This is a genomic window from Paenibacillus agricola, assembly GCF_011440305.1.
Lineage (GTDB): Bacteria > Bacillota > Bacilli > Paenibacillales > NBRC-103111 > Paenibacillus_S > Paenibacillus_S agricola.
In genome coordinates this window covers 1-26,363 of record NZ_JAAOIW010000023.1, presented here as the reverse complement: position 1 = coordinate 26,363, position 26,363 = coordinate 1, and the positions used below count along the sequence as shown (strand labels likewise).

General features: G+C 36.8%; 20 protein-coding genes. 19 read left to right on the top strand and 1 reads right to left on the bottom strand.

What is annotated here, in order from left to right; genetic code table 11:
* The first annotated feature begins 26 nt into the window (after nucleotides 1-26).
* From G9U52_RS34420 to G9U52_RS34405, 5 genes are all read left to right on the top strand, one after another.
* Entirely contained in the window at nucleotides 27-209 is a 183-nt protein-coding gene (locus G9U52_RS34420) for a hypothetical protein (RefSeq protein ID WP_166156554.1), read from the top strand.
* Entirely contained in the window at nucleotides 206-514 is a 309-nt protein-coding gene (locus G9U52_RS34415) for a phage head-tail connector protein (RefSeq protein WP_166156551.1), read from the top strand. The genes G9U52_RS34420 and G9U52_RS34415 overlap by 4 nt, the downstream gene beginning before the upstream one ends.
* A gap of 290 nt (nucleotides 515-804) precedes the next feature.
* Nucleotides 805-1,956 carry an Ig-like domain-containing protein gene (locus G9U52_RS34410; protein ID WP_166156548.1) on the top strand — a complete coding sequence of 384 codons (1,152 nt, stop codon included), beginning with the start codon at nucleotides 805-807 and terminating at the stop codon, nucleotides 1,954-1,956.
* A gap of 69 nt (nucleotides 1,957-2,025) precedes the next feature.
* A complete protein-coding gene (locus G9U52_RS41150; RefSeq protein ID WP_279538564.1) occupies nucleotides 2,026-2,154 on the top strand; it encodes an SHOCT domain-containing protein in 129 nt (42 codons plus the stop codon).
* Nucleotides 2,155-2,236: 82 nt separating this feature from the next.
* A complete protein-coding gene (locus G9U52_RS34405) occupies nucleotides 2,237-3,853 on the top strand; it encodes a recombinase family protein (protein WP_166156545.1) in 1,617 nt (538 codons plus the stop codon).
* A gap of 174 nt (nucleotides 3,854-4,027) precedes the next feature.
* Here the strand turns inward: G9U52_RS34405 and G9U52_RS34400 are convergent, their stop codons facing one another.
* Entirely contained in the window at nucleotides 4,028-4,954 is a 927-nt protein-coding gene (locus G9U52_RS34400) for a sensor domain-containing diguanylate cyclase (RefSeq protein WP_166156542.1), read from the bottom strand.
* A gap of 496 nt (nucleotides 4,955-5,450) precedes the next feature.
* Here G9U52_RS34400 and G9U52_RS34395 point away from each other — a divergent pair, with 496 nt between their 5' ends.
* The 14 genes from G9U52_RS34395 to G9U52_RS34330 all read left to right on the top strand — a co-directional run bounded on the left by G9U52_RS34395 (nucleotide 5,451) and on the right by G9U52_RS34330 (nucleotide 26,077).
* Nucleotides 5,451-8,399 (top strand): EAL domain-containing protein, encoded by a 2,949-nt coding sequence (locus G9U52_RS34395; protein ID WP_166156539.1) that lies wholly within the window; start codon nucleotides 5,451-5,453, stop codon nucleotides 8,397-8,399.
* A gap of 342 nt (nucleotides 8,400-8,741) precedes the next feature.
* Nucleotides 8,742-11,333, top strand: a complete 2,592-nt coding sequence (locus tag G9U52_RS34390; protein ID WP_166156536.1) for a hypothetical protein — start codon at nucleotides 8,742-8,744, stop codon at nucleotides 11,331-11,333.
* Between the two features lie 436 nt (nucleotides 11,334-11,769).
* Nucleotides 11,770-13,344, top strand: coding sequence for a type I restriction-modification system subunit M (locus G9U52_RS34385; RefSeq protein ID WP_166156533.1), 1,575 nt, complete (start codon nucleotides 11,770-11,772; stop codon nucleotides 13,342-13,344).
* The gene (locus G9U52_RS34380; protein WP_166156530.1) at nucleotides 13,341-14,600 is read left to right on the top strand and encodes a restriction endonuclease subunit S; all 1,260 of its coding nucleotides are present in this window, start codon (nucleotides 13,341-13,343) and stop codon (nucleotides 14,598-14,600) included. Before G9U52_RS34385 ends, G9U52_RS34380 begins: the two co-directional genes overlap by 4 nt.
* Nucleotides 14,572-17,622: a type I restriction endonuclease subunit R gene (locus G9U52_RS34375; RefSeq protein ID WP_243767731.1), complete on the top strand. Its 3,051-nt coding sequence runs from the start codon at nucleotides 14,572-14,574 to the stop codon at nucleotides 17,620-17,622. The genes G9U52_RS34380 and G9U52_RS34375 overlap by 29 nt, the downstream gene beginning before the upstream one ends.
* Nucleotides 17,623-17,736: 114 nt before the next feature.
* Nucleotides 17,737-17,958 (top strand): YdbC family protein, encoded by a 222-nt coding sequence (locus G9U52_RS34370; protein ID WP_166156527.1) that lies wholly within the window; start codon nucleotides 17,737-17,739, stop codon nucleotides 17,956-17,958.
* Nucleotides 17,959-18,146: 188 nt separating this feature from the next.
* Nucleotides 18,147-18,473: a hypothetical protein gene (locus tag G9U52_RS34365; protein ID WP_166156524.1), complete on the top strand. Its 327-nt coding sequence runs from the start codon at nucleotides 18,147-18,149 to the stop codon at nucleotides 18,471-18,473.
* A gap of 433 nt (nucleotides 18,474-18,906) precedes the next feature.
* Nucleotides 18,907-19,251 (top strand): hypothetical protein, encoded by a 345-nt coding sequence (locus G9U52_RS34360; RefSeq protein WP_207953386.1) that lies wholly within the window; start codon nucleotides 18,907-18,909, stop codon nucleotides 19,249-19,251.
* 549 nt (nucleotides 19,252-19,800) lie between these two features.
* Nucleotides 19,801-21,174 carry an RNA dependent RNA polymerase gene (locus G9U52_RS34355; protein ID WP_166156518.1) on the top strand — a complete coding sequence of 458 codons (1,374 nt, stop codon included), beginning with the start codon at nucleotides 19,801-19,803 and terminating at the stop codon, nucleotides 21,172-21,174.
* 8 nt (nucleotides 21,175-21,182) lie between these two features.
* Complete coding sequence (locus tag G9U52_RS40475; RefSeq protein WP_311764975.1) at nucleotides 21,183-22,676, top strand: DNA-methyltransferase; 1,494 nt, start codon at nucleotides 21,183-21,185, stop codon at nucleotides 22,674-22,676.
* Between the two features lie 82 nt (nucleotides 22,677-22,758).
* Complete coding sequence (locus tag G9U52_RS34345) at nucleotides 22,759-23,028, top strand: hypothetical protein (RefSeq protein ID WP_166156515.1); 270 nt, start codon at nucleotides 22,759-22,761, stop codon at nucleotides 23,026-23,028.
* Nucleotides 23,029-23,389: 361 nt separating this feature from the next.
* Nucleotides 23,390-24,115 carry a DL-endopeptidase inhibitor IseA family protein gene (locus G9U52_RS34340; protein WP_243767735.1) on the top strand — a complete coding sequence of 242 codons (726 nt, stop codon included), beginning with the start codon at nucleotides 23,390-23,392 and terminating at the stop codon, nucleotides 24,113-24,115.
* A gap of 213 nt (nucleotides 24,116-24,328) precedes the next feature.
* Nucleotides 24,329-25,063, top strand: coding sequence for a transposase (locus tag G9U52_RS34335; RefSeq protein ID WP_166156509.1), 735 nt, complete (start codon nucleotides 24,329-24,331; stop codon nucleotides 25,061-25,063).
* 168 nt (nucleotides 25,064-25,231) lie between these two features.
* A complete protein-coding gene (locus G9U52_RS34330; RefSeq protein ID WP_166156506.1) occupies nucleotides 25,232-26,077 on the top strand; it encodes a tyrosine-type recombinase/integrase in 846 nt (281 codons plus the stop codon).
* Nucleotides 26,078-26,363: the final 286 nt, after the last annotated feature.

The following is a 26,363-nucleotide window of genomic DNA, read 5'->3' as shown; positions in this document are numbered from 1 at the left end:
TTTTCAATTTAATGGAGGTGGAATATATGTGGTTCAAGAATATAGAAACAGGAATTCAATGGGACGTAACTGATGTGGAATTAATAAAACGTCTAGAGAAGAACGCTAATTATGAAAAAGTTGAATTAGAAAAAGCTGAAGCTAAAGGGTCTATTCAAACAGTCATCACTAAAAACGTGAGAAGCCCTGAAAAGGAGCAAGCCAAATGATTGAGCAGTTGGAATTGTTAAAGCAACTATTGGGGATCGAATCGTTTGATATTTCCAGGAATGATATCCTCACTCACTATTTGAAGAAAGCCAACAGCATTATCATTGGTTATTGTAACCTCGATACTCTACCCACGATATATGATGATGTGGTTGTCGATTATGCCATGTACCTTTACAAAAATAAAGATTCCGAGGGAATAGCTCAGAAACGTGAAGGAGAAAGAAGTGCTACCTATGAATCGGGTATTCCGCAGAGCATTCGATTTGCTCTCCCATTGTCAAAAATTAAGGTGGGGTATTAGTCATGTTCAATGATACGAAACTGGAGATTTTAGAATCTGTAAATTTGACGACTATTAAAACGATTTGTGGAGATGTTCAGCCATACCTAAAAAACTATACATTTGAGGACGATATCTCGCTAGAAGTTACGCATCGTGCCTTTTGCGATCAACACTCCGAGCTGGAACTATGCCGATATTTACGGATTGATCATCAAATTTACATCATCTTGGATTTGAAAGAATGGAGCGACCATATAGAACTATATCTATATCGTTGTAAACCTGATTTTGCATAGGAGGGAGCGTTCATGACACGAAGTATAGAAACGATGATGGACTTCTTCCTTCGGGAGAAAGGTGAACTAATACATATAAACGGTGTGCAGCAACGTGCTCTCATTCGGGATGCGGTCGATAAGATACAAGCATCAAATGAGAAAATAATCCGCGCAACAACTCTCTTACATACTGGTAATTTTATTGATTATCGTAATGAGCGCTATTTGATAACAAGCGAAATTGATCATAATGAACAATCTTATCGCAGCAGGATACGAAAGTGTAATTACAGTATCGCTTTTAACTGGAATGGCAACGTGAAATGGTTTGATACCATCGTAGAGGGGAAAAGCTTTTCTGTTGATACAGGTAGTGTAATCTCGTTTCCCGATGGAAAAATTCAAGTGTATCTTCAAGACAACGCGGATACGAGAGCTATTACACTTAGCCAACGTTTCTATAACACACACCAGCCATTTAAAGTGGAAGGCATTGATCGAACCGTTAATGGAATCATCAAATTGAGCTGTGTTTTAGTTTTCATCTCAACCTCTGATGACGATGTAGAAAATAACATAGCAGACCGTTGGAAATATGAAGTCGTTCATACATACGCATTAACCATAGATAATGGAACGGAAGCCAATGTGCTGATCAATGATATTTTACTGCTGAACTGTGCAGTTACGGATGATGGTGATCCTATATCCAATCCATCCATTACTTTTTCATCAAGCGATCCAAATGTTGTTAGCGTTGATAACCAAGGTAAGGTGATGGGGATAGAAGTTGGGCAAGCCACAATTACTGCGAGGTTGACATATCATCCTACTGTTCAGGCTACGATTCAGATAACAACTGTTGAATCGTTGACTCAAACATATACGTTATACTTAACAGGCAATCCAACTATAAAAGTCGGACAAAGCGCATCTTACGTAAGCCAAATCTATGACAATGGAACAGAAGTGTTTGATCAGTCTGTTCAATGGAGTTTGCAAAATCAAGATAACTCGACTCCGATTATGGGAAACATCACTGCCAGCACTGGAAATAGTGCAACTGTTAAAGCAGGAAACAATAGCAATTACTACAACAAATACATCGTAGTAACTGCCACGCTAACGAATGATCCGGCAATTACAATGGATAAGACCATTCAGCTTAAAAGCATACTTTAACATCTATACATATCGGCTTACCCATTCGGGTAGGCCATTTTTATTTTCAATTAAAAGGAGCCTATACATATGAAAAAATCTATCGACTACATGCTCAGCGTGAGCCTATTAAAGCAACTGAAATCACAAAATTTAATCACTGATGAAGAGTTTGCCGAGATCGATTTGTTGAATAAAAAGTCCTTCAAAAGCCCGTAAAATGGGCAGAAATGGACTTGATGATGTGCAGAAGTAATCGTAACATGTGACAGTAAAAGGAATATATCTGAGGGGGAACTATATGGCTAAAGTATTGAAGAAGGTTGTTGTTGTACCTGTAAGATCACTGGATATGGTAGATGGCATTCAACAGATTCATAAGAAACGGGTGGCAGCCTACTGCCGAGTAAGTACGGATTCTGAAGAACAACGCGAAAGTTACGAGAATCAAGTCAGGCACTATACACAACACATTGAAGGAAACTCGAATTGGGATTTGGTAGATATTTATGCGGATGAAGGCATATCGGGAACGAATACAAAGGATAGGGTACAATTCAAACGGATGATCGAGGATGCCAGAGCAGGAAAGATCGATTTGATTCTAACAAAATCGATTTCGAGGTTTTCACGGAACACGATGGACTTGTTGAAATATGTAAGGGAACTGAAGAGCCTTGGAATTGCAGTGCTATTTGAAAAGGAGAACATCAACACACTTGAATCTTCAGGAGAAGTATTCCTAACCATTTTCAGCTCCATCGCCCAAGATGAAAGCAGGAATATATCCGAGAACTCTAAATGGGGTATTCAAAAAGGATTTGCAAACGGAAAGGTACATTGTAATACCACACGGTTTCTCGGCTACGATAAGGATAAGGAAGGCGAACTGATCATCAACGAATCGGAAGCAGTAATAGTACGCCGCATATACGAGGAGTATCTGGAGGGTAAAAGTTATCAGGCGATTGCTACAGGATTGATGAAGGACGAGATCCAAACTGTAACAGGAAATGTGAAATGGTGGGATTCAACCATTACGATCATACTAACCAATGAGAAATACTATGGAGCCTTACTCCAGCAAAAGACCATCACTGTTGATTTTCTTAGTCATAAGCGAGTAAAGAACCATGGTCAGGAACAGAAATACTTGATAGAGGACAATCATGATCCAATCATTTCCAAAGAAATGTTCGAACTGGTGCAAAAGGAAAAAGAGCGCCGCGCATACCTCAAGGGGAACATCATGGGTGACCGAAAGAAATACTCCAGTAAGTATGCTCTCAGCGGTAAAGTTTTCTGCGGATGCTGTAATGCTAATTTTAAAAGGCGAACCTGGAATAGTAATAATATTTCTAAGAAAGTCGTATGGCAATGCCGAACCTACGTGAATGAAGGTAAAGAAGCTTGCGATGCCAAAGCAGTCGATGAATACGTGTTGCAGGATGCCTTTGTACGAGTATTCAATCGGATGCATGAAAACAAGGATGGATTTATCCGAACACTGAATGCCAATATTGAAGCGATACTTTCCAAACGAGAAGGACATGAATCGTTGATAAAAGTAGAGCAGAGCATCGAACAGCTAAAATCCGATCTCAAGGGATTGGTCAATCTGAAGCTTCGGGATAACATTGACGAGATCGTTTACAATGAGGAAAACACCAGAATCTCCTCCGAGTTGGATAAGCTCCGGCAGAAGAAAGCGATGCTGGAGAAGGATATGGATCAAAAAGCTCAAATAGAAAGTCGAGTAAACGAAATTATACAAGTCATGAATGCGCGGCAGGATTTACTTGAACAATTTGATGATGACATATTTAATGCGTTGGTAGAGAAGATAACTATTCTCTCGCCAACGCATTATTTATTTACACTGAAAAGTGGGTTGGAGATTGATGAATATGAGGAATAAATGACGGGATTTTGGAGAAGACAGCATAGTTGAATTCAGTTGTCCCTTCCCGTTGTTCGAGTGTGGGTATGCTAACTCTGATGGACATGGATGGCAAGTTTTGTTTGGCAAGTACTATTGGAACCAATTGATGAGGGGGGAATTTACTTATGAATTGGTATAGAAAACATATTTTTATTGATAAAAATAGTAATTATTTGTGACTACACTTTTTGCTTTGTACAGAGCTATATCCGAGCATTTTAAAAGCTGCGATGGTAAATGCCCATGTTCAGGAAAAAATGACACCCCAATGCTAGTTGATATATGATACTGATCATTTTTTAAAACACACGGTTCCTTCAGAGATGCTGAAATGCGATCAATTATTTCAAATACTTCATTTTCATCCCTTAGATCATTCATTAGAAGAGCAAATTCATCACCACCTAATCTACCTAAAATATCTCCTTCTCTTTTACAACTCATTAAACGTTTCGAGAACTCTTGAAGTACAATGTCCCCCGCATCGTGACCTAAATTATCATTAATCCATTTAAACTTATTCAAATCCATCATTAAAATTGCAAGTTTTTGATTCTTTTTTGTCGCTTTTTCAATAGATATTTTTAATTTCTGTATTAATTTTCTCCTGTTGTATAGCCCTGTAAGAAAATCGTGATAGGCCATAATTTCTAATTTTTTCTCATATTCTTTTCTTTCACTTATATCCCTAGTGACTAAAACAATACTCTTAACTTCTCCCTCTACATTAATTACTGGAGAACAAGAAGCTTCTAACCAAATCCAATGTCCTTGTTTATGTTGTTTTCTCAGTTCCACAACAACGGGTTCTTTATTCTTCAATACTTCCCCAATAGCATTTTTAAACTTGGATAAATCAGCTGGATAAATGGAATCAGACACAGCCCTTCCAAGAAACCCTCTTGGATCTTGTCCAAGGATATACAAGTGAGATGGTGAGGCGTAATCAATATATCCTTCTATATCAATTATTTTAATCAAATCACTGGAATTTTCAGCAATAATTCTAAATTGTTCTTGTTCCAGTTTCTTCTGATCAGTTATAAACATTTCAGTGTTATATAAGAGATGATCCATTTAATTTCCCCCTTGTCTTTCCAATTCGATGATAACGTCTTTCGCAGTAACATTTTTTTTACTGAAGTTTAATTATAGTTAGATTAAGATATTGGCGAATAATATTCGACATAAACCGAGTTTTAGTACATTTTATACTATATCTTTATCAATAGAAAGCCAATTGTAACCAAATTCTTTTCAAAAGAATTTTCAAAGTTATAAACAACCATGTTTAGTCAAATATAAAAAAGCCGAGACGATAGTAAAGAGCGATTAAGGGAACCTTGAGACTTGACGAGTTATAATAGACTCGTACACTACCGCGTATAACCTTGCCTGTTAGTTCCCCTGCAAAATTTAATATACTAAATAAAAGGTCTAATTTTGTAGTTTTTTGAAGGAAAATAGACTTTCTTAGAGAATAATTTAATGTAATCTTTTTCATTCACCAAATCATTTTTCTAAAAACATCAGGTTACTGCTGAATGCTCCAAAAAGGAAGTGAAGAAGGAAAATGGGAAAAAAATATAATATAAAAAAAGACGAAATTTTAACAACAAATGACAAAGAAGAATTAATTGAAATACTTAAAAGAAAAGATAAGAGTTTTGAGTTAGCCCAAAAAATAGCCAACGTGGGGTATTGGGAGTATGATCAATTGCTTGACAAGGTTTCATGGTCAAAACAAATGTTTGTTATACACGGTATCGATAATGATTTAACGGTAAAGCTGGAAGAGATTTTTAATTTTAAGCATCCTGATGATCGAAAACGAGTATTTGAAACATTTTCGTTATCTGATGAGGCTAAAACACCCTATGAAATTGAATATCGAATAGTTCGTCCCAATGGGGAAGTAAGATATGTTGTCGAAAGTACAGAATTTTTCTCCAATGGAGCATTAGGTACAATTCAAGATATAACGGAGAATAAAAATCTTCGATTACAATTAATTGAAGAACAACAATATTATAAGTCATTATTTGAAAATAATCCTGATGCTGTGTTTTCTTTTGATCTTCATGGGAATTTTTTGTCATGTAATTCAGCTCTTCAAGATATGTTTGGTTATTCAAAAGAAGAACTATTAAATGGGAATTTCGAGCATCTTATAGAAATAGGATACTTGCAAAAAACTCAAGATCACTTTATGAAAACAATCAGGATGCGTCTGCCGCAAAATTATGAAACAACGGGTATTCATAAAAATGGAGAATGCATAGATCTTTATATCACCAATATTCCTATTATAATTAATAACGAACTTGTAGGCGTATACGGCATAGCTAAGAATATTACAGAAAAAAAAGAAATGGGAAGATTGATATTAGAAACTGAAACAAAATATCGAAGTATAGTAGAGGAATCTGCAGTCGGAGTTTTTATTGTTCAAAATAACCTCTTTGTATATACAAATCCCCAATTAAATAGAATGTTAGGTTTTAACTCTTTAATAGATGTTGATGCATGGGAGATTATACACCCGGAAGATAGAGAAGCTATTTCTAGTAAAATCTTAAAGTTGAGTATAGAACAATCAATCAGGAACATTAGTCACAGGGGGATAAAACAGGATGGAACCATTATTAATTGCGAAGTTTATTATACAAGAATACTTCATAATGGGAAAATAGCTATATTAGGTACTGTTTTGGATATTACAGAACGGAAGAAAACAGAGGAGTTAAATCAATACTTGGCTTACCATGATTATTTAACCGATCTTCCTAATCGGAGGATGTTTGAAGAACAACTTGACAAACAATTAATCTTGGCTCAATTTTATGATAAAAAACTAGCAGTTCTGTTAATTGATTTGGATCGTTTTAAGATCGTTAATGATACACTTGGACATTCTGTTGGTGATGCGTTGTTAAAGCAATTTGCAAATAAATTGAAGAACTGTTTAGGTGAAGGTCAAACCTCTTATCGTCTAGGCGGAGACGAATTTTGTATTGTGGTAACCGAAGTGAATAATATTCATGAAATAATGTCTTTTTCGGACAAAATCAATCAAATAACCAAAGAAGAATTTATTATTAAAGGTTACGAATTAAATATAACGGCAAGTATCGGTATCAGTATGTCACCAGAAGATGGTAGTACATTAGAAACCTTACTTAAAAATGCGGATGCCGCACTTTATTTTTCAAAATCGCAGGGGAGAGATCAGGCTCAATGTTACTCATCTTCTTTAAACATTGAATCGTTTAAGAAATTTACTTTAAGCAACGATCTTCGAAAAGCATTAGATAAAAATGAATTTTTCCTACAATACATGCCTCGTGTAGATACTAACACCACTGAAATCCTCGGGGCAGAAGCCTTAATTAGGTGGAATCATCCTGACTGGGGACTTGTTTCTCCAACAGATTTTATTCCGATTGCAGAGGAAACTGGTCTCATTGTTCCCATCGGCGAATGGGTATTGCGTGAAGCCTGTAAACAAAATAAACAGTGGCAAGACATGGGGCTTCCACCAATTACAGTCTCGGTCAATTTCTCAGTACAACAGTTATTGAAACAAAATATATTGCAAAGTATCGATCAAATTGTTGAGGAGTCAGGAATTTCACCTGATCGGTTAGAAATTGAGATTACGGAGAGTTCCTTCATTAGTAATGAAAAAGAAGTGATCCAACTACTGGTTGAGTTAAAGAAACGGAAAATAAAAGTTTCACTTGATGATTTCGGTACAGGTTATTCTTCCTTATATTTGCTTAAACGATTAGCGCTGGATACCATTAAAATTGATAAATCATTTGTTGAGGAGATTTTAACCGATCCCGTTAATAAAAGCATTATTGAATGTATCCTGAATTTAGCCAAAGCGCTGCATATTAATGTTGTTACAGAAGGTGTAGAGACTGCTGAACAATATGCCTTTTTGAAGGAAAAAAAGTGTAACGAGATTCAAGGATATTATTTCAGTCGTCCTATTGATCCTGAAGAATTTATGCACTTATTGAAGAATAAACTAATGATAAATCAATCATCGAAAACAAAACAAGAGAAACTGATTGCAAACCGCAGAGGATACTTTCGGGTTAATCTTAAAAATCCATTGGTGGCAGGAATGACCATTTCCATGTTTAAGGGAAGGAGAGTTGATCTGGGCAGTACAGAAGTGTTTATAATAAATATAGGACCAAGTGGACTGAAATTTTTAATGGGAGTTAAATTACCTGTTAATGATGACATTATTTTAAAATTTAGCACGGAAATATTAAATCGAGCCTATGAACTTCACGGGAATATTGCATGGAGTAATGAAATAGAGGGTGGCGAAGTTTATGAATACGGCGTTCAATTTCATATTGAAGAAAATGAACAGTTAGAAATGGTCAAAAATTTAAACCTACTAGCTATCAAAATTCGTGAAGGTGTCCCTCCCCATACACAAATATTTGTTGGGGACCCAGTAAGTAGAATTAAAGAACAGAAAAAGAAATTGCAAAAATAATAAAGCTGTAATGATTAATCAGCTTAATAGAATATTCATCCGCAAATTAATATATCCCTTTTACCGTCTCCACACATGTGGAGTGTGTGGTAAGGATATATCGGGGGGATGTAGTTTATAAAAGGAATCATAAATGAGGATGAATTTAAAGCGTAGGATACGAAATGCTTTTAGTTTACGGGACTTTAGGTTAATGGAGATAACTTGTAAAGAATTAGAAAACGAACTTTGACGAACTCTGTTGAGGGATGGAAGATTTTGTTTGACTAGCACCACAATCATACTATACGCTGATAAGAGATCTACAGAAATTCCAGTATATGTAGGATTGGGGTGTGGAAAATGTCCGCAAACGGAGTGTATAAGGAACACAGCAGTGTCAATGATTTATTTTGGCGGGAACTAGGGGTTCGGTTTGATGCTATAAATGAAATAGATAACGAACAAAAGTCAAAACAGTTACGACAATTTCTTGAAGCAATGTCTTTGGACGAATTGAAGGAGTTTGCTGATGCAACTGGTACAGTATTAACAAATTCAGAGGACAAAGAAGCAACAACTAATGAGTTAGTAAACCTATCGGAGCAAAAGCTGGTTCTTTCTCTTTTGTTGCGTGACTTTCAAAATCGAAAGAAGAGAACCATACCAAATTTTTACCAATCAAATTCCGAATTGCAAAGCTACAAATCTCCACTAGCACAACTGCATCATTTATTTGAACAAACACCTTCACAATTAGTCTCGTTATTGACTTATCACTATTGGACTGTTCGTGGTACTGGGAATATATTTGCTTTAGATAAAAAATTAGATTCAAGTAAGGCTAGAAAAGTGCTTATTGAAAAGGGATTTGAGGATACTCTTTGCAATTTATTATATAAGGGTTCAAAAGAGACAAATAAATATCGAATTCATTCATATTGTGCCATTGGGGAAAGCCGGTTTATAGGATTGTTATATAAACAAGTTAATGACACTTCGATAGCTGACTACAAACAAGCAATCAGACATCAGGAAGTAAATACTCTTATGTTTGAGATGGACTCCGATGATGGGAAAGTAGAAATTAAAACAAAAGTTCAGTTTGAAAGTCAAGCCATAAAGAAATATATTGAAAATACTTTTGAAGGTGTATTGACCACCTATTCAACTGATGTTTTTAACGGGTATGACAAATCTGTATTTATCGAAACTGTTCTGAATGGTAAAACAGCTATCGGTAAAGCTGTTAGTGATTTCCTTGTTGAGAAAATTGTTTTTCGTGGTAGTCCAATTGTGAACTCGCCTGAGCTTACATTACAGACTAAAAACATGGATGTCTGGCCTTCGGTAATGGATGCTAGTGATAAAGGCTGTGTGAACGTTGAAAGTATTAAAGATCTTGCTTCAATTTCGTTTAAGTCATTTGGTGTTAGCCGGACTATTCGTTCAATAGTTCAGGACAATGGTAACGTAATTTTTACTATGGACGATAGTTTGATTGAAAAGGACACACTTGAGGGGATTAAGACAAAGTTCCTTGAAAAATTTGGAATACCGATGTTCCAGGAAATTGCAAACAGCAAATTTTCAGATGGGCAAGCGGATCTAATTGATTATGTGATGGGGCAACGTGAAAATCATAAGCATAATCATGAAGACACAAAAGAAGTCTACGATTCACTTATTAAGCATGCATATCTAAAAAACAATACAGAGACATACGTTGAATGTACAAGCAGTGGCTGTCCTCATGAGGCAAAGTTCGATGACCAAAGTGTGCAGACAGATGAATGCCCTCTCTGTGACAGTCCTTTAAGAAAAGTGACCAGTACTTCAACCATTATTGACGCCCCTAAAATAAAAAGGGAAGTTAAGAGGAGATTACGAGTTTGGTGTAGCGATGGTAATTGGATAATGCATGATGATTCGAGTTTAACTCATGGTGAGACCACTCTAAAATTAATTAGATTAGAACGTACTACTGACCAAAAGCTTCTTCAAATCCTAGTTACTGAGCAAACAATTGATGGGAGACTCTTAACAAAGCTTCATAAAATGATGACACCATTAATCATAGTTTCTGTGGGGCAACAAGAAAAGTTCATTGCGAAATATTCAAATGAATGTATTCAGGCCATAAGCTTTGGAAAACTTTATGTTCAAAAAGATAATGAACTGAAATCGTTCTTTGATTACATATTTATGAACCTAGATTTGAGGGCCAAGAATTACTTAGCTTCCGCAGCAAACAAAGCGTACGAATCGATTTGTACTATCGAAGGTGAACCGGCCAAAATCGATAAGAAAAAATATACACCCGGCGATTTAGAGGATGATGGATTTGCTCTCCTGAAGGATATGTTCCCGAATTCAGTAAAATGGGGTAAGCAACAGAGTGGTAAACAAATACCTGAGGGGGTCTTTTCTTTATCCTACGTCAGAGATGATAAAGAAAGGTATGCATTTTCATTCGACTTTAAACTGGCATACAAAAATGAAGGGTATCCTTTAGAGATCAGTGAGAATAGAAAAGCAGTTCAATACGTGAGTGATCTCAATGACTCAGATTTAATACGAAACTATGCAAAGCAAAAGCAATTAAGCGGGCATATATTTATCTCAAACTGTTTTAATCAAGCTCAGGTTGAGACGACGATTAAGCATTTTGAGGATCAGCTAAATGAGCCGATAAGAACTAAACCACTCTTCATCACGACGGAGGTTTTAACTTATCTCCATTCAAAATACAGGGAGCATTATCTGGAAGTTGAATTAGCAAAAAATAATTACTTGCATTGGTTATTTCAGGCTTTTACTAATAAAAATCAACTCTTTACAAAAGCACATGTTAATGCAATCTTTGATAAGCTATTAACTAAACAGTACAGGGAAGTTGATGTAATGGATATGTCCTTGTTAACACATGAGGTTATCCAGAGAGATGCTATATAAAATGAGGAGTTCGTGGTGGGGACGTATTATACTATATAGGCGTCTCCTTTTTCTTTCATGCTATACCGATAAAGTAATAGCGAAGGCAAGGAAGCTATTATGAAAATGGTGAAATAATAATCATGGCAATTGAGACTCCCTAGCGGAGTTTTTTTTAATGCGTACTTACTCTTGCTGATAGATTGGTGTCGGTGAGATGATGTATAATGGTGGAAATAATCTGTCGAATAAAGGAATTTTCAGTTGGATTGTGGAATATAAGTCTAAAGGACTATTTTCAAAGTGATATTGATTTCAGAAGAGATAGGTTATAATGAAGAATCACAACAATACACAATACTTTTAGCTAAAATGAAATAGCTGCAAGATTATAAGGTTATAAACAAAAGCATGGGGATAACAAAAATTATTTAAGAATGTAGAAGGAGATAGTGGAATGAGCCAAATATTAAAGGCGGATATTGATTTTCAAAATGAATTATTTGATGCGGCCAATCAATTGCGGGGACCAATTGCTCCAGCTGACTATAAGCACTATGTATTACCCTTAATCTTTATGCGTTATTTATCATTACGATATGATAAGCGCAAAGCAAAGATTACGGAAATGATAAACGATCCGGAAAGTGAGTATTATGCTGCTGAAGATGAAACTATGAAAGAAATGTTCTTAAGTATGAAAGAGTTATATCGTGAAGATAACGTATTTATGATTCCAAAAGAAACGCATTGGGATTACATTAGAAAACACGCCAACCAACCGAATATTAAAGAAATTATTGATAATGCAATGAAGTTAATAGAGGAAACAAACAAAGAACTTGAAGGTACACTTCCAAGAATTTTTCAACAAGCAACGTCACTGCCAGTTGAAAATATAGCTGCACTCATTACCATTTTCTCTAAAGATGTATTTAGTGCAAATAGTGAATCAAGTGTCGATGTACTTGGGCGTGTCTACGAATATTTTATTGGTAACTTTGCATCTAGTGAAGGTGCTCGCGGTGGGGAATTCTTCACACCATCTGCTATTGTAAGTTTATTAGTTGCAATGTTGGCTCCAAGGGTAGGTACAGTTTTTGATCCAACTTGTGGATCAGGTGGTATGTTCATTCAATCAGATGACTATTCCAGTCACAATAGAAACCTTTCCTTTTATGGTCAAGAAATTAAGGAAACGACTGTTAGATTAGGTAAGATGAATGTGTTATTACATGGTATTAATGCGAATATTAAGCTAGGTGATTCATTATTGGAACCTCAGTTCAGTGATTTAAAAGCTGATTACGTAATCGCTAATCCACCTTTCAATATGAAAGATTGGGGGGCTGATCGTATTGCTAATAATGATCCGCGTTTTAATCAATTAGGTGTCGAAGGTATTAAGGTAACAAACTCTAATGCGAATTATGCATGGATGCAGCATTTCTTATACCATCTAAATCAAACTGGAACGGCTGGATTTGTTATGGCAAACGGTGCTATGACAACAAATACAACAGGTGAAAAGGAAATTCGACAAGCTTTAATAGAGAAAGGTTATGTTGATTGTATTGTTCAGTTACCTGAAAGGTTATTTTTCACAACAGGGATTCCATGTTGCTTGTTTTTCTTAAGTAAAAATCGAGATGGAAAAGGATCATACCGCAATCGCAAACAAGAAATTCTATTTATTGATGCACGTAAGATGGGTGGGATGGTTTCTCGTCGCCAAAAAACGTTAACTGAAAGTGAGATCAGTGAAATTGCTAGTAAATATCACCAATTTCGGAAGGAAGCAGGTATGTATGAAGATATTGCAGGGTTCTGTAAAATTGCAACAATCGAACAAGTAAAAGATCAAGATTACAAGGTAACACCAGGTATGTATGTTGGAACGGAGTTAGAAGAAGAAGATGGTGTGCCATTTGAGGATAAGTTGGCAGAATTAATGAAGCAATTGAAAGAGCAATTTGAAGAAAGTAATCACCTCCAAAAAGGTATTTTAAAAGACTTGGAGGGATTAGTTTGACAAGTTTTAAGATGGAAAAACTAAAAAATATTACTCTCAAAATAGGAAGTGGATCGACTCCGAGAGGCGGTGAAGCTGTTTATATTCAAGACGGTATCACTTTAATCAGGAGTCAAAATATATATGATTATAAATTCGAAAAAGATGGGTTAGTTTATTTGGATTATAAAGAAGGGCAACTTCTTAGAAATGTAACTATTGAACAGCTAGATATTTTATTGAATATCACCGGTGATTCTGTAGGAAGGTGCTGTACTGTACCCAATGAATTACTCCCTGCTCGAGTCAATCAGCATGTTTGTATTATTAGAGTAAATACCACAAACTCCCCTGAATATGTAATGTATGCACTTAATGAAAGAAAGAATAAAGAGAGATTATTAAATTTAGTTCATGGTGGAACTAGGAAGGCTTTAACCAAGGGTGTGATTGAAGAGTTTGAAATTAGTTTGCCTGCTTTTACAACTCAAGTTGCAATTGCATCAATCTTAAAAAAAGTAGATGCAAAAATAGAATTGAATAGAAATATTAATCAGACTTTAGAACAAATGGCCCAAACACTTTATAAACATTGGTTTGTTGATTTTGGCCCCTTTAAAGATAGTGAATTTGAAGAAAGCGAACTTGGAGATATTCCGAATGGATGGAAAGTTCAATCTCTTAAAGATATAGCATTAATTATTATGGGACAATCACCCAAATCCGAGTTTTATAATGTTGATTATGAAGGATTACCATTCCATCAAGGAGTTACAGGTTTTGAAGAACGGTTCCCACAACATACAGTGTACAGTTCAAAAATATTGCGTGTGGCAAACGAAAATGATATTTTAACGAGTGTGAGAGCACCTGTGGGAAGAATTAATATTGCTCCAAGTGAAATGGTTATAGGACGTGGACTGGCAGCTATTAGGCCAAAAGATAATAACTATTCATTTTTACTATATACATTAAAAAACATATTTAAATCAGAAGATTCTCATGGATCAGGTACAATTTTCAATTCTATAAATAAATCAGAATTAGAGAATCTGAAAGTTACCATACCTAATCCTAATATTATTGATTTATTTGAGGAAAAGGTAAAAAAATGGGATAAATTGTACAAGATAAACTCGGAAATTATAAATCAATTAATTGACACCAGGGATTATCTCTTACCACGCCTACTATCGGGTGAAATTGAAGTGAAAGAAGCAGCCAACATGATAAAAGAGGTGCTTGCAGTTGACAAAGAATCGATTGTACGAATCTGATTTTGAGGAAACAACGATAGAACGTTTGAAGTTACAAGGCTATACCTACATACCGGCGTATGAGTGGATGGCACGAGAGAGTTTGAGAGATGTAGTGATGGAGGAACGCTTAAAGGCGTTTCTTCATCATAAATATCCTTCAATTCCAAATAGTGAGCTTCCTCGATTAGTTTCTTTATTTACAACAGTCGATGGTCTTTCTGTAGAGAAAAGAAATGAGCGGTTTCACGATAGGTTAGTAAAAGGGATGACGTTTTCTTATGAAGAAGTCGGTGAAACAAAGCTTATCGATGTCCTTCCTATTGATTGGGACACGCCAACAAACAATGATTTCGTGGTTATGAACCAGCTTGCGATTGATGGACACTTTTCTCGTCGTCCTGATGTCAATATATTTGTAAATGGTTTACCACTTGTTGTGTTTGAATTAAAGAGTCCTTATCGAGAGGATCCGTCAGTGCACGGTGCACATTTGCAATTACAACACTATGTTAAAGATATTCCTCAATTGTTCAATTACAACGCCTTTGTAGTTATTGCGGATGGTGTTCGTACTATGCATGGAATGCCATTTGCGAAAATGGAATACTTTGCAGAATGGAAATCAAAGGATGGACATCATATTGAAAACAATCCTGTTCATTCAATGAAAACACTTATTGAAGGATTAATGAATAAAGAATGCCTTTTAAGATACATACAACGCTTTATTTTCTTTAAAAAGGATAAGGAAAAATCGACAAAAATTGGTGCCAAATATCATCAATTTTTTGGAGCCACTATTGCTTATCAAGAAGCACTTCGTGCAGTTGGAATTGGTGGAAATCACAAAATTGGAACCATTTTCCACAGCACAGGTTCAGGAAAGTCATTTACAATGTTGTTTTTAGCAAACCTGTTGAGGAAATCTAAGGATTTAGAAAATCCAACTATTGTGTTACAAGTAGATAGAACAGATTTGGATGAACAACTGTTTAAAACATTCTCATCAGCCTACTCATTCGTTGGAAATGTTGAACAGGCAGGAAATGCTGATGATTTACGGGTTCTTCTCCAAAATGAAGGTGGGCAAATTATACTCTGCACTATCGAAAAGTTCCGCATAAAAGATACGGAAGAAGTACATCCAGTATTATCGAACCGTGGTAATATTATTGTTATAGCAGATGAAGCACATCGTACCCAGTATGGAGCAAAAGGATTTGCCAGTAATTTACGACAGGCACTTCCCAATGCTTCGCATGTTGCGTTTACGGGTACACCTATCACTATGATGGGTCGGGACACTACAGAGCAATTCGGGCCCATTATTCACACATATGATATGGTTCAATCTGTTCAAGATGGTGCCACAGTTAAACTTATGTATGATCCCAAGTTGATTCCATTGGATTTAACAAACGTTAATATTGATACTGATTTTGCCGAAATTGTAGAACAAGGTTCAAGTGATGATGCGTTAGAGAAATATAAGCGTGAGTATGCCGCATTGAAGAAGGTTGTCGGTACACCAAAGCGTTTGCAAAAACTTGCTGAAGAAATTGTTACACATTTTAACGAATCAATAATAGAGCAACCTTTTGCAAAAGGATTAATTGTTTCGATGAGCCGTGAAATTTGTGTAGCATTATATAACGCATTGAAAAAAATACCTAACTGTCCACCAATGGAAATAATCATGACTGGAAGAACAACTGATCCCATTGAATGGAAAGATGTACAGGAAGGTAGTAAGTATTCTCACATTAAAAATGATGCAGAAAAGAAAGTGCTTAAAGAACGATTAGCAGATTGGGAGGATCCAATAAAGATATGTCTTGTTGTAGATATGTTTTTAACGGGATCAGATTTTCCCCCAATGACTTTTTTGTATGTAGATAAGCCTATGAGAGGGCATACCCTCATCCAAGCGATTGCACGTGTTAACCGTGTTTTCCCTAAGAAAGAGGGAGGACAAATTGTGGATTTTATCGGCATTGCTGAACAATTGAAAGAGGCAACTAAACAATATACGAATCTTGGCTCCGTCCCTAGAGGCACACAGTTGGATGTGAGTGAAGCTTTGATTTTGTTTTGGCAATCACTTGAAGGTGTAAGAGCTTTAATACCGCAGCAGTTTCGTAGCAAGAGTTGGCGTTCACTTGGAAAAGTTGAACAGGAGGATTTACTTGCAGATTTAGTTGCTTTATTCTTAGGTTCAGATACCGAAAAGGATTATCTAGAGGCACAATTAATACTTTCTAAAGCATATAAATTAGTATCAAATCAAATGGAAGTACGAACTGTTGTAGATGAAGTTCTTCTATATGAAGTCGTAAAAACACAAATACGTAAAGTAGGTATGAAAGATTTTGAATCTGAACAAGAACTTGAACGGAAACTCACAAAATTGATAGATACCAGTTTAGAAGTTAAGGGGACTATAGATATTTTTTCTATTGCGGGGATTGAAAAACCTGACATCTCTATTTTGGACGAAGAATTTATTCTTGATGTTAAGGATAAACCACATGTGGATTTGAGGCTGAAATTATTTAAGCAACTTTTAGAGAATCAAGTAAAGTTAACTTTCCCTAAAAACAAGAAGCAATCACAACAAATGAGTGAACTATTAGAGAAAACAATAAGGGATTACCATGATCGAGTTATTACGGCAGCTGATGTTGTTCGAATAATGGTTGAGATGCGTAATGAAATATTAAAAGAAGTTCAAAAGCGTAAAGATTTAGGCTTATCTGAAGAAGAAATTTCATTCTATGAAATTATAGCCAGTTTAGAAAAACAATCGTTTACAAATAAATTCATAGCAGATTTGGTGCATAAAGTCCTTAAAGAAATGAAGAAAGAATTCAAGGCAGGATGGACGGAGTCTCATCGAACTGATATTTTAGCAAAAGTCAAACTTGCTGTAATCAGAGTATTAAATCGCGAAAAAGTAACCGGAGAAATGTTGAAATTTTTGACGAATGCCTTAGTGGATGAGGCGAAAGATAAGTATAAGGGTTGGCCAATGGATGCTTAAAGAATTCATTTAATATTGGAAAATTACTTTTAATACGGATTAAGCGAACATGTTATTTTAGGGAAACTGACATTACTAAGTATGAAACAAATAGTAAAATGAAGGAGCTACCACATGGCAGAATTGAAATTCGAAATCACTCAAAATATTGGAATTCTATCTGAAGGCGCAAAAGGCTGGAGTAAGGAAATCAATCTCATCAGCTGGAATGACCGCGATCCGAAATATGACATCCGCGAATGGTCACCTGAGCACGATAAAATGGGCAAAGGTGTCACATTGTCAAAGGAAGAGATCGTTGCGTTGAGGGATTTGTTGAATGGGTTGGAGTTGTAGGATTGCACCGCGGCAGAGTAAATTGGAAAAATGTTGCTTTACCCCGAATGTTGTAAGAAAATAGAACTGGAGGCTATTATCGCCTTCGGTTCTTATTTCTTATCATTCACCTTTGGGGAACACAATTAAATGATCAAAACAGGCAGTATCATATATGGCTCAAGATTTAAATTGGAGAGGTAGGTTTTATGAAAACGGAATATGAAAATATTAAACGGATAGAAGCTTTTATTGGTGGGTACTTTGTTACAAGCTATACATTCAAAATAGAATTTGTTAGAAGTGAAGTAATTTGGGAAGCAGTTGGAGATGATTTTGAACCTGCATTAATGATACAAATGGATAATGAGAGTATGAATACTTTTAAAGAGGGAATTAGTAAATGTCGTATTTTGAGTTGGAAGAATAACTATACTGACCCTCATATACTTGATGGAACGCAGTGGAGTCTGGATATTGAATTCGATGATTTACGTATCGAAAAATCAGGAAGTAATGCTTATCCAAGAGAGTAGAAGAGGTTCTGCAAAGTTATTCAAAAGTTGACTGGTAAGCCATTTGAGTAATATCTATATGAATTATAAAGGATGGAGCATTATGATTAGAAAACCATGTAAGCTCGATACGGACTTTCAACGTTCGATCACATATTGAAGTTTGGGTCGATGGAGAGTTAGATACAGTCGGCAAAGTTGAGAAGTTTACTGATGATTCTGTGAAGATAGATGGGAGCTACTATCTGAGAGAGAATTGCAAGTTTTGGATTGTGTAATGGGATTAATTATTTATAGTATTGCGCCGCGGCACACTAATTGGAAAATTGTTGCTTTACCCCGAATATTGTAAGAAAATAGAACTGGAGGCATAGTCTGCTTCTGGTTTTATTATTTTATGGAGGAATCGTAATGATCAGAAAATGAGTAGTTAGTTTATATCAATATAAAATGAATGTTTCGTATTAATGTTAAAGGGAGAGATAATAAAATGCTACAAATGCCAAAAGAAACTCTCGATGATTTACTTAAAACCTATAAAAGAGTAGATAAATTAATTCTGGATATTGAAAATTTAAGTATTCAAGAAATTAAAGAAGAACTGGAATTCCTCATGGTTTGCCACTTTTCTGAAGCGATTTTTGCAGCCACTGGCAGGGAAGATGTTAATGTTTTGGAAAGGACTCTAAATAGCTATATTAAGCATGTTGATGAACCAAGTGCAGATGGATATATTAAATCCTTAGAACTATATTTGAAAAGAAATGCTAAACAAAACGAAGATCAGGACAACCGTTAAAAGGCATGTTTTATAACGTACACTAAACGTAAAAGATATAATTCACACTTATAATTTTAGAATAAAGAACCGAGAGCACATCGCCTTCGGTTCTTCTCTATGTCTATATTCCAAATGATCTAAAAAATCAAAAAAACCTCTGTCATTTGAGGCTTGCTGTGTGATAGTATTAAATTAGTATGCCCAATAACTGGTACACGTTTATGATCTTATTTCCATCTGAGGAGGTATTTTTATGCATCCATTTTAACCTATGACCCTATTTCAAAAACAGAAAATCGCATTCTCTAAAGGAAAATATAATAATCTAATATTTTTTACTTTTTAAATTTATCACGATTCGCGTTAAAACACAAGCGAAAATCAGCGAGTTTTATATTTTTTATTTTATTAAATTGATAGAAAGCAAGTATGATGTAGCTAAAAACCCTTGTTCTATAAGGGTTTTGGAATAATCGTGCTTAAAAGGGTGGATATTCTCTCGAAAGTAACAAATGAAATTATATAGTCATTTAGTATATTTTACATTAATCGGAGGGTCATAACACCTTGAAAAAAAGCATCGTTCGCATACGTCAAATTAAGCTTTCTAAAAGCAACATCGGAATTTCTAATGGCAAATTCATAATCACACAACAAGAACCTGTTTTGATCCAGCAGTCAGAGAACCTATATTACCATACCCTGTTTCGCTTACTTAACAAGCCATTCCCACCGCAATATGACAATCGAAACGACTATACTACTGTTGCCTTCATATTAACAGGTGAAATGGTGGAAGACAACGACAGAGACAACAATCCAGCCAAGCGCAAATCATTTTCTGAGATCATCGAGAAAGGAATATGGATAGCTGATATTCATTATTTACGTTCTATTTGCAGTGTTTCGATGAAACGATCTCAACGTACTTTGTTCGTTCGAGCAGACTTGCGAGACCAATTGGATGAGTATTTATCACTCGGTAAAAATAAACAAATCAAGCAAACCATCATCAGTAAATATCTGGCTTCCATTGGTTTGTGTTTATCCAGCGCTAATATTGTCGAGAACAAGCCTAGAATATGCGTAATCGAAGATGCCATCAAGCCTATTACCGAAAACGTCCTTCAGGTACGTAATTACAAGAAGAAAGAAAACGAAGCCGAAGAAAATGAACGTATCCAGCAACTTATGATTCAGCAAGATATACAACAAGAGCAGAATAAGTTAGCTAAGGCAGAAGCAAAAGATAAACTGTCACAGGATGTTCTTGCTAAACTACCTAAATCCCAATTTCAATTTCACAAGGGTCATGGCAAATGGTTTGATGAGAATCGGTATGTCCGTACAGAAGATATATTGAAGCCAATTGCCCACACCCACTTTCAAGGAATCTATTATCCTGCCTATGAACTTTCACAGACGGAGGAACGCATACAGATTCCATTAACTCCTTATAGTGTAGGCAAAGAGTTAGAAGCAATGAAGGATTATTCGCAGGATACAAACTTGTTTGATGGAATGGGACTTTGCTCAGTTGAATGGGCAACGCTCATTAGCGAAAAGTTAAAACTCGATTATGTGCCAAGCGCTTTTCAATATCGTGACCTGATGCAGAAAGGTTTATTGCTGAAAATGGATTTTAAAGCATATTTCGCTAAACATGACATCACAGATATCCCTGATTTGTGGGGCAAGCCTCATACCATTAAGGAGATTGATCTGATCCTCACTGCCAGTCAGTTTAAGATGTTTCTAGAGAAAGGGAAAGATGAAGACAAATTGTTCTCCAGCATTCAAGAGTACGATGATCTCAAGGATCATTATGGGTTCAAGCATATCGCCATAGCTGCTGTAAGTAAACAAATGGTGGAAACGAATCCCTATACCAAACTGCCTATCAACATATACAGGCATTTGCACTTACAGCAAAGGAACTGAACCGTCTTGTGCTGCCGACATCCAAATTAGCGAGAGAACTTATTAAGGGACAGAATATTTTATTTATCAAAGCTTACCTTGGCATGTATCCCCATGAAGAGGAATCGGATTATGAGCTGCGAGATTATTTTGCTGAAGCCTTGGACATACACGATGGAATGCTTGGTGATCCCCATATGCGAAAATGGCTGGCTGGACGAGCACAAGATATTGTGAATGATGTTTATCAAGGGAAATTTTATGTTCGAGGGTTTACAAACCCTATCGCTGTCGATCCTATTGCTTTTATGGAATGGGCAATGTACCGCGATGTAGATAAAATCGTTGGTTTCCTTCATAAGGGAGAATTTTATGCCAAAGGAAGAGAAGGGCGATTTGTCGGTATTCGCAATCCTATCGTTCATTACAGTGAGACGCTCAAAATGGAATTCGTAGAGTCGGAGCATACATGGATTCAAGATATCGATGGGGTGGTACTGTTCAATGCCCATTCCCTTGCCGCGCTACGCATTGGGGGCGCAGATTTCGATTATGACCAGATCAGCGTATATGACAATGAAATCCTGTTGCGGAATATCATCAACTCGGATGTGGTTATTCCATGTCCAGATGAAGCGCCGAAAGCGAAGGAGAAACCTTTATTTGATGAGTTACATAAGAACGATGAGCAGGATGAAGATGAATTCGATGTTGATCAAGCGTTGCCAGAGAATCCAATTACACGTAAAGGTGATATATGGTTGTTGGGTAAGCATCGATTATTAGCTGGAGATTCAACCAGTGAGCAGGATATGGCAACGTTGATGGACGGGAAGAAAGCCAGGTTAATTGTCACCGATCCTCCATATAATGTAGCATACGTAGGGAAGACAAAGGATGCATTAACAATTCAAAATGATAAGATGGATGATGGACAATTCTATGAGTTTCTGTTGGCTGCATATATGCGAATGTATGAAGTAGCAGATGATGGTGCAAGTATATATGTTTTTCACGCGGATAGCGAAGGCTTGAACTTTAGGAAGGCTCATAAAGAATCAGGATTCAAATTATCCCAATGTTGTATATGGGCTAAGCAAGCGATGGTCATGGGAAGGCAAGATTATCACTGGATGCATGAACCAGTATTGGTGGGTTGGAAGCCGACTGCAGGACATTACTGGAACTCAGATAGGAAACAAACTACACTGTGGCAATTTGATCGACCATTTCGTAATGAGCATCATCCGACCATGAAGCCAATACCGCTAATTATTTATCCGATTAAAAATTCAAGCAAGATTGGCGATATTGTCCTCGATTCATTTGGAGGTTCAGGAAGTACGCTAATCGCGTGTGAGGATACGGATCGAATTTGCTATACGATGGAATTGGATGAAAAATATGCAGATGTAATTGTGAATCGATATATTGCCCACGTTGGAAATGATACTGGCGTATATTTGATTCGGGATGGCATGAAGAGTAGCTATCAAGAGACCGTTGCTGAGTCGGCAGGATAGATTTTAAGTAATGAATTGAATATTAACATATTTCCCTTAATTATTTTGTAAGATAAACAACAACTTAAAATGAGGTGATGTAATGGATAATCAAGTTGTATTGAATGCACTAGCTAAAATTCCTGAGCTTAAAATAATTAAGCATCTAAAATCCGATTTATTTAATGCAGAATGCACAACTAAGAAACAACATCACAGACGAAAAAATATTGTTGGCGATATTAGACTAAGTGGATCTAGTTTTATTCTCTATAATAATGGAGTGTGGATTCCGAGGAAGAGGCTGGGTATCAATACACTCGATGAACTTTTGGAATGGGTAAGAAGAGATATCGAATATCTTTCACGTTAATCTGGAGAGGATGCTGGTCGAAAGAATAATGTGCTTGGATAGTAAAAGAAGGCAGGATGCAAAAGTGATTGAGGGATATTGGGTTGTTATATGAAGCGGAGTTGGAATAGGGGCTGAGAAATCAGTCCTTTTTAGGTTGTAGGCAGGAAATATGTAGCTCTATGTTGAAATATACAAATTAGCTGGCTGTGGCAGGTTAGCTCAATAAGTTGCTACTCTCCTGATAAAACAAAAAAGTAACTCGCTTTAGATCCTGGGAGTCGTTTTTTTTATTCCGTTTAGGAACTGCAACGTAATGGATAACGACTACGTATATCATGGAGAAGATTCATTTAGAAAAGGGTGTAGTACATAAGTGAAAATGAATTGGAAATCTTTTGTAAGCGGTGTTGTATTGGGTTCCGTCCTTTTTTCGGGCGTATCGTTTGCAGCTCCTAAAGTGGTGAAGTTGATGTTCAACGGCACCGAGATTCATTCCGAAGTCACTCCTCAGATAATCGATGGGAGCACTTTAGTTCCGGCACGGGCGTTGGCTGAAGCCTTAGGAGCTAAAGTCAGATGGGACGAAATAAATCAAACCGTGATTGTTGAAAATGAGGCGTATCGCCAACTACTGCGGAAAAACGCGGAGATTGGCGAACGAGATGCGGTTGACTTAGCAGGAGACGCAAAAAACCACTATTGGCACATGTCCATCGGTGGCGGCGGCGATCGCAGAAATGGATCCTTTGACGTACATGGGCAGGATTATCGATGGATGGGCAGTGATTTGGATACGAAAATTAAATTCATCGAATATGTGGAACAGCTTTATACGCCTGAGCAAGCGGAATCCTATTGGAAAGAGCTTACGGAGACCCGTTCCATTGTAGAAATCGAAAGGAAATTGGCGCAGCCTAATGCGGACGGCGGAAGTGCTTTTGCTTGGGGCGATGCTACAGCCAAACTAATCCAAGAAGGCAACGGAACCAAGACCTTCCATTTCCAAGTGCCGCTCTTTGATAAGTTTGAAGAAAAAGATATCAAATTGCGCTATGTCGAAGGAAAAGGCTGGCGAATCGATGAGCCGGTGGATACAATCCGTTAATTGAATTTCAACCGGGAGGCAGTCTGTCTGTGAGAAATTGATATGATTATTCAGCAAATGCTTAACCCCCTAATGAAGTTAACGGAGAACGATAGTAACATGCAGTATGGCTTTTAATGAAACAGAACAGCTAATTGTAAGTAAGTGTAAAACTATAAAAACGTCTATGCATTCATTGTATAGGCTCTTTTTTATTTGGAGGTGATGTAACATATGAGTAAGAAAGGTGATGAACCAAAAAGGAACAAACCAAAGATACTGACCAAATATGATCAATTTGTTGTCCCTCGACTCAGAGATATCCCAGTATGGGTACGTGAAGGATTAACGGATGATGAGATTGCCAAACGACTGAACATCCATATTTGGACACTTGGCGATTATAGACGGAAGCATCCGAAATTTGCTGAAGCGTTAGAACGACCAACCAAATGGGAAACACATGTATATCCACGATTGGCTGAAATTCAACAGTGGTTCCAAGAAGGTGTGGACAGTGGTGTAATTGTTAAGAATCTCGGTATAGCTCCTGCTACTTGGTATGAGTATATTGATAAGCATCCGATGCTCGCTGAATTAGTTAAATGGAGCAAGTCTGTTATTATATCTCGCGTGGAAACTTCACTTTTGAAAGCTGCTACTGGTTATGAGTATGAAGAAATCAAAACTATCATTGAAGAGGACAAAAATGGAAAAAAACGTACTCGGATCGAGAAGGTGAAACGCCATCAACCGCCTAATCCGACAGCGATGATATTTTACTTGAAGAACCGCGCACCGAATGAATGGAATGACCGCCGCGAGATCATAATCGATACGAAGGCTGCTGAGTTGGAACGTAAGCAATTATTCCTTGATATGATCGAGGCTGATGTAATTGAAGCTGAATATGAGGCTATCGAAGAGTCCAACTATACCGAGGTAGGCTTTGAAGAGTCGGATGCATAATGTTATGTCGTCAGTTATTCGATAGATAAAGGGTGAAATGTACCTCAAAAAGGGCAGTAATCGGCTAAAAAATAGGCATAAATCCGCCATAAGAAATGTTATGTATCCGCTTTACTTTCTCCCCCACCAACGGTATGATGTGACACACAAGCGAAAGGTGGGGGCGATATGCTGTATTTAAAGGGGTTTGAGGCGCATTTACGCAGTAAGGATCGGAGTGAGAATACGATATCATGCTACTTGAGGGATACGTTAGCGTTCATAGCTTGGTATCGAGGTAAGACGGAGTATGGGTTGGATAAACTGATCGAACTGGATGGCGTAGAGTATAAAAAAATCCTTCAACGAAGCGATCAAGCAATCCTGACTATAAACCGAAAGATAGCCAGTATGAACGTATTCTGCCGCTGGATGCTCAAACAAGGTTATATAAAGGAAGAGGTACACGTTGAAGCAGTCAGGAATAAGGACGTCCGGCAATATAAAGGGCTAGAGGATACAGATTTGTGGAAACTCCGCAACGAGATACACCGACACGGCAACCGTATGCATATCTGTATGATAGAGATGTTGATAGGTACAGGTATCAGGGTAAGCGAATTGGTCGGTATTCGGCTGAAGGATATAGATATGAGCGAACGTAAAGGGTTATTGCGGATACTCGGTAAAGGAAATGCCCAACGAACACTTCCTATAAATAAGGATGTTCGTAAAGCACTCACTCGATACTTGGAGGTTAGGCTGGAAAGCGACTCTGAATACTTGTTCATAGGACAGCGCGGCTCCTTTGAAGGGAATGCGGTCAACTTGATATTGAACAAGTATGGTGATAGGGTTCAGGTGAAGGTTACTCCCCATATGCTAAGGCATACTCTAGGGTATAGGCTGGTGAAGAATACACCACTGACTACAATCCAACAAATATTGGGCCATGACCATGTAAGTACGACTAATATCTATACTTTGACAACTGAAAAGGATATGGCTGAAGCATTAGCGAGTATAGAGTGGTAGACAGCCACTCTTTTTGTCGTTTCGGGGGGAGGGGTACTTCTAACTGGGATAAAGAAGCCGCCAGCAGGAGATGCAGAAATTTTTGTGATGATTTTAGGGTGAAAGTCATGATATAATTTCCAATATATTGATAAATGGAAGTGATGATTTGAAAAGAATCACTAGCGTTGCATAAAACCGATCCATACTAGTAGTCGGAATATTCTGAACAACAGTTTGACTCCGTTTGCCAAAAAGTGGATCTCCTCTAAGAGGTAGCCTGCCCATTTGGTATATTATGTAATAT